The 1,083-nt window shown below is 33.5% G+C and carries 1 protein-coding gene; it reads left to right on the top strand.

Going from position 1 to position 1,083, the window contains the following annotated elements; genetic code table 11:
- Nucleotides 1–43: 43 nt before the first annotated feature.
- The coding region (locus RB298_RS03880) for an ArnT family glycosyltransferase (RefSeq protein ID WP_486045857.1) at nt 44–1,083 on the top strand (1,040 nt) is incomplete at its 3' end.

The following is a 1,083-nucleotide window of genomic DNA, read 5'->3' as shown; positions in this document are numbered from 1 at the left end:
TTTCATGATTCTTACGTGGTCTCTATGGGGCAGTTATAGTGCGATGACAAATTCATTGGAATTAAAAGGCTTGGCTTTAAGTAATTCATTTGTTATTGAAGGAATATTTATCACTTTCCTTGTCATTTTTCTAATAGCTATTGCAAGTAGATACATGAACAAAACTGTGTTTTTTATTTCACTGATCGTTTTGACCTTAGGTATTCGATTAGCATGGATGCTTTCTGTTCAAACGCCTGTAAAATCTGACTTTCTTGTCATGCTAGATGCCGCGCGTAATATAGCAAAAGGAAATTATGAATTTAATCAAAGCGTTTATTTCACCACATGGGTATATCAGCTAGGCTTTTCATTCTATGAATCTGTTATTATTCGCTGTTTTGGAGATAATATTTTTATATTAAAATTGTTAAATATTTTTTATTCCACCGGAACCGTTATTTTTATTTATTTAATTGGCGCTAAAGTATTTAACGAACTTGCTGGGAGAATGGCAGCTTTTCTATATGCGTTCTACATTCCGAACATTCTCTATAGCTCAGTGTTAACTAACCAGCATTTAGCTACTTTTTTATTTTATGCAGCTTTTTACCTTATTATAAAAAGATTTGCTCATAACAAGTTTAGCTGGCTTTATATTGGCCTTCTATTGTCGTTAGGAAATTTAATGCGCCCTCTAGGACCCATTATTATCGTTGCTGTTTTCATTTATTTCCTCTTGCAAATTCTTCAACCTTACATTAAAACGAAGGATGTTGCTGAGTTAAAAGCTCGTCGAAAGAAAATAGGAAAAAACCTCGTAGGCATACTGGCTACTTTTTTTATTGCAAATGCGCTAATTAACTATTCTTTTGTAGCTAGCGGTATTTCTAAATATCCTTTAAGTAACAGAGATCCTTTATGGAAATTCGTCATTGGCTTTAATTACGAAACAAGCGGTTCTTATTCTTCAGAGGATGCTAGTCGTTTTATGGGTATGCCAATTGGAGAAAAACGAGCTGAAGCAGAAAAAGAGGTAATTAAAGAGCGGGTAGCAGATAAAGAGCAGCTTTTAGATCTCTTTCACATTAAATTCCTAAATAT

Source organism: Priestia sp. BR_2, from assembly GCF_041954005.1.
Classification (GTDB): domain Bacteria; phylum Bacillota; class Bacilli; order Paenibacillales; family Paenibacillaceae; genus Paenibacillus_AQ; species Paenibacillus_AQ lautus_A.
The sequence above is the reverse complement of the archived record's forward strand: the minus strand, read 5'-3'. Positions and strand labels throughout refer to the sequence as shown.